Source organism: Collinsella sp. AF05-9 (assembly GCF_003465595.1).
Lineage (GTDB): Bacteria > Actinomycetota > Coriobacteriia > Coriobacteriales > Coriobacteriaceae > Collinsella.
Genome location: NZ_QSBB01000060.1, coordinates 1 through 4,226 on the forward strand (window position 1 = coordinate 1; position 4,226 = coordinate 4,226).

General features: G+C 57.8%; 6 protein-coding genes. All 6 read left to right on the forward strand.

All coding sequences use genetic code 11. The features are described from left to right. Window positions 1–74 precede the first annotated feature (74 nt). Complete coding sequence (locus tag DWV43_RS09805; protein ID WP_117636068.1) at window positions 75–494, forward strand: PTS sugar transporter subunit IIA; 420 nt, start codon at window positions 75–77, stop codon at window positions 492–494. 57 nt (window positions 495–551) lie between these two features. Next, complete coding sequence (locus DWV43_RS09810; protein WP_117636067.1) at window positions 552–1,034, forward strand: PTS sugar transporter subunit IIB; 483 nt, start codon at window positions 552–554, stop codon at window positions 1,032–1,034. Window positions 1,035–1,326: 292 nt separating this feature from the next. Further along, window positions 1,327–2,100, forward strand: coding sequence for a PTS sugar transporter subunit IIC (locus tag DWV43_RS09815; RefSeq protein ID WP_117636066.1), 774 nt, complete (start codon window positions 1,327–1,329; stop codon window positions 2,098–2,100). Next, complete coding sequence (locus tag DWV43_RS09820) at window positions 2,090–2,914, forward strand: PTS system mannose/fructose/sorbose family transporter subunit IID (RefSeq protein ID WP_369831513.1); 825 nt, start codon at window positions 2,090–2,092, stop codon at window positions 2,912–2,914. Before DWV43_RS09815 ends, DWV43_RS09820 begins: the two co-directional genes overlap by 11 nt. A 111-nt stretch (window positions 2,915–3,025) precedes the next feature. Beyond that, window positions 3,026–3,871 carry a sugar phosphate isomerase/epimerase gene (locus tag DWV43_RS09825; RefSeq protein ID WP_055252639.1) on the forward strand — a complete coding sequence of 282 codons (846 nt, stop codon included), beginning with the start codon at window positions 3,026–3,028 and terminating at the stop codon, window positions 3,869–3,871. Between the two features lie 173 nt (window positions 3,872–4,044). Continuing rightward, the coding region (locus DWV43_RS10455) for a hypothetical protein (protein ID WP_147346283.1) at window positions 4,045–4,226 on the forward strand (182 nt) is incomplete at its 3' end.

Sequence of the window (4,226 nt, forward strand, 5' to 3'; positions counted from 1 at the left end):
TCACCAAGCACAACCTCAAGTACCGCCGCTACTACCACCAGTTCGACTACTAATTCCATTTGGGGGAAACTGTAATGAGGCAATACATCTTCGCCAGCCACGCGCATTTTGCGACCGGCATTAAAGAGAGCACCGAGCTGCTCTCGGGCGCGCGCGATAACGTTCACGATCTATCGATGTTTGTCGACGGTCGCACCGACGTCGCCGAGGAGGCCGCAAAGCTGCTGGCGACCATCGACCCTGCCGATGACGTGATTGTGTGCACCGACCTGTTTGGCGGTAGCGTCAACAACGAGTTCACCAAGATCGTTCAGACGCGTCCCAACACCTACCTTGTCGCCAACATGAACCTGCCGCTGCTGATCCAGCTACTGTTCTCGGATCAGGAGGCTCCCGCCGATCAGGTTATCCGCGAGATAATCGCGGCTGACGACACGCGCGTCAAGTTTGTCAACGATCTGCTGACCGATGCGGATGACGAGGAAGAGTTCTAGTCTCCGCCTGCTATTAATGGGGCCGGGTTTCCGGCATGAGACCTTTGGGGGTCAATCATGATTCAACTGCTTCGCGTCGACCATCGTCTGCTTCATGGCCAGGTGGCCGTCTCTTGGGTCCAGGGCCTGGGCTCCGACTGCATCTTCTGCGTCGGCGACAAGGTTGCCAACGATCCCGTTTGGAAGACCACGCTCAAGATGGGCAAGCCGGCCAACGCCAAGCTCGTCATCAAGGACATGGAACACGCCATCGAGGCAATTAACTCTGGTGTCACTGATAAGTACAAGATGATCATCTGCGTCGCCAGCATCGCCGAGGCCAAGCAGCTTGCCGACGGCTGCCCGCAGATTACCTCGATTAACCTGGGCAACACCAAGTCCAAGGACGAACAGCGTCCCGACGCCCGCCAGGTTTCGCGTCAGGTCTTTGTGACCGCCGCCGAGGAAGAGGAAATCCGCGAGCTCGTCGGTCGTGGTGTCGAGGTCGAGATTCGCGCTCTGGCCGATGACCCCAAGGTCGACGCTATGAGTGTCCTGTAACTTGGGACCACGGGGCGGCACGCATGGTGCTGCCCTATCCGTGGAGTAGCGGATAAACGCTTTACCCGGTAGTCCACCTACCGTTCACCGGAAGTACTTGCCCGTTGAGCGATTGGTATTAAATAGTTTCTGCATGACTATATAATTGGTATGAAATCATTTGTACCGGTTTAGGTGTTAACAGCACGCCGGTACAAGCTGGATCTGCCTAGGCGATTGTCGGCATGGAAAAGGGCGCGCTGACAAGTCGGGAATCGCCGACCGGATCCAAGAGGGATCAAAAGGAGGAACAATGCTTGTTCAAGCGATCCTCATCGGACTTATCGCTGCTTTCGGTAAGCTCGATTATCAGCTCGGTACGCTCTATGCGTTCCGCCCGATCGTTCTGTGCCCGCTCGTCGGCATAGTCCTCGGGGACCTGCAGTCCGGCCTCGCCATCGGCGCGAGCCTCGAGCTGCTCTTCATGGGTTCTATTGCCATCGGCGCTTACGTGCCACCTGATGAGACGATTGGCGGCGTGCTCGCCTGCGCCTTCGCTATTCAGCTGGGCCAGAGCACTGAGGCCGCTATCGCGCTCGCGATGCCCATCGCCACCCTGTGCCTGGCCATCAAGAACGTCATCAACGCCGGTATGCCCCTTCTGGTCGACCGCGCCGACGTCTTTGCCAGCAAGGGTAACCTCAAGGGTATCTACGCTATGCACTGGGTTATCGGTCTTGTGATTGTCGCCCTGGCCTTCTTCCTGTGCTCCGTCTCCTTCTATCTTGGCGCTGACGCCGTTCAGGGTCTGCTCGACTTCATCCCGACGTTTGTCCTTGATGGCTTTGGCGTCGCAGCCAACATCCTGCCTGCCATGGGCTTCGCAATGCTCGGTCGTCTGGTGCTTACCAAGCAGCTCGTGCCGTTCTACTTCCTGGGCTTCCTGATGTGCTCCTATGCCAACGTGCCCGTCCTCGGTGTCGCTCTGATCGCAATCATCATCGGCATCAACAAGTTCGACCTGCTGGGCCTTGGTGGCGCCCAGCCCCAGCTTTCTGTGGAAGGGGATGAGGACGATGACTTCTAATTCCGAGAACCAGATTACTCGCTCCGACCTCATTAAGAGCTCTCTGAGTACCGGCGCTCTGGGCATGGAGTTCTCCTGGACCTACTACAAGCAGATGAACATTGCCTTCTGCCTGATGGTCGCCAACATGCTCAAGAAGATCTATGCCGGCCGTCCCGACGATTACGCCGAGGCCCTGCACCGTCACAGCGCATTCTTCAACATCACCCCGCAGCTCGCTCCCTTCGTGGGCGGCATCGCGATGGCCATGGAAGAGAAGGTCGCTCGCGGCGAGGTTGAGCCCGAGAGCGTCAACGACATCAAGGCCGCCCTCATGGGCCCGCTTTCCGGTCTGGGTGACTCCTTCTTCCTGTCCACCCTGCGCGTTGTTGCCGCTGCCGTGGGCATCAGCCTGTGCCAGGCCGGCAACGCCTTTGGCCCCATCGCCTTCCTGCTCATCTATAACATCCCGGCGTTCCTGATTCGTATCTTTGGCGCTATCAAGGGTTATGAACTGGGCATTGGCTTCCTCAACGAGGCTCAGAAGACCGGTCTGATGCAAAAGATCATGGCCTGCGTCGGCATCGTCGGCGTCATGGTGGTCGGCGCCATGAGCAAGGACATGTTCTGGGCTTCGCTGCCCGTCGCCATCGGTCAGGGCGACTCCGCCCAGACCCTCCAGGACATCCTGGACGGCATCATGCCCGGCATGCTCGGCATGGCCGCCTTCTGGATTTACTACTGGCTGCTCTCCAAGAAGATCAACCCGATGGTCCTGATTCTCTGCACCATGGTCATCGGCATCATCGGTGCCTTCTTTGGCGTGCTTGCCTAATATGTTTAAATCGCGCTTCCATCGCGTCTAACGGTTGCGTCGATCTTTGGGGGCTTGTCGCATGTGCGGCAGCCCCCTGTTTTTTAAAAGCCCGTACGAAAGGGGAGGACTATGGCCGTACCCGAGCTTTCGCTCATGAACATCAACCATCGTTACTACAGCATCGAGACGTTCTTTAAGGCTGCAGGCGAGGCGGGTTATCGCAATATCGAGCTGTGGACTGGCTCGATGCACCTGTATGTGGATTGCCACGAGCACGATTCGGTGGATAAGATTCGCGATCTTGCCGCCCAGTACGGCATCAAGATCGTGTGCGTGTGCCCCGAGCAGAACAACCCCAAGCCGTGGAATGTCGCGGTGCGTGGTGAGGCGGGCCAAAAGCGCATACTCTCGTACTTTAAGAATGTCATTGACGTTGCCGTTGAGCTGGGTGCGCCGCAGATTCTGGTGACGAGTGGTTGGGCCTATCTGGACGAGCCGGCTGAGGACGCCTGGGCCCGCAGCGTTGCCATGCTGCGTTCGGTATGCGACTATGCCGATACGCGCGGCATTCGCGTTGCGCTCGAGGCGCTACAGCCGTCGGAGTCCGTGCTGGTCAACACCGCGCAGGACGTCGCGCGCATCCTCGAGGCGGTCGATCGTCCCAACCTGAAGGCTTGTATCGACTTTGGCGCCATGGAAGTTGCCGGCGACACAATCGACGGCTACTTTGAGGTCTTGGGCGACAAGATCGTCCACACCCACTTTGTGGATGTCGGCGGCGGCACGACGCATCTTGCCTGGGGCGACGGCGAGCGCGATATGCGTGCCGACCTCGAGGCGCTCATGCGCCACGGCTATACGGGCTATGCCTCGGCCGAGACGTGTGACGGCCGCTACTATCAGGATCCGTCTAAGGCGACAACTCAGGTTATCGATATGTATCGTCGTGTGATAGCAGAGATGGAAGCCGAATAACCGAACTGCGCGGTTGCGCCGGAAACACTAGGGCGGGTTTGGCGCAACGTAGTTTTAGGTGGCGAGTTGCGGAGTGTTCGTTGCAGTGCTGCTCGAATTAGACAACTAATGGCGTTGTAATACCACTCGGGCGAGGAAACCGACCGTTCGCCGTAAATCTCCGTGAGTTTAGATTGGTATTAAATAATGAGCAATCGTATGGCTATAATTGGTATCAGCAAGAAGCGCGATGTATAGAATCGCGCACATGTGATGGGAGGACACACATGAAGGAGACCGAGAAGATCGAGATCATGCACTTTGACCAGGAGGGCTACCTCGAGGACGGCAGGAACGTCTACGAGGCGGGCAAGAA

Bases quoted from the DNA above. Each gene is read 5' to 3' on its own strand.
- DWV43_RS09805 (WP_117636068.1), top strand. From the start codon at position 75: ATGAGGCAATACATCTTCGCCAGCCACGCGCATTTTGCGACCGGCATT.
- DWV43_RS09810 (WP_117636067.1), top strand. From the start codon at position 552: ATGATTCAACTGCTTCGCGTCGACCATCGTCTGCTTCATGGCCAGGTG.
- DWV43_RS09815 (WP_117636066.1), top strand. From the start codon at position 1,327: ATGCTTGTTCAAGCGATCCTCATCGGACTTATCGCTGCTTTCGGTAAG.
- DWV43_RS09820 (WP_369831513.1), top strand. From the start codon at position 2,090: ATGACTTCTAATTCCGAGAACCAGATTACTCGCTCCGACCTCATTAAG.
- DWV43_RS09825 (WP_055252639.1), top strand. From the start codon at position 3,026: ATGGCCGTACCCGAGCTTTCGCTCATGAACATCAACCATCGTTACTAC.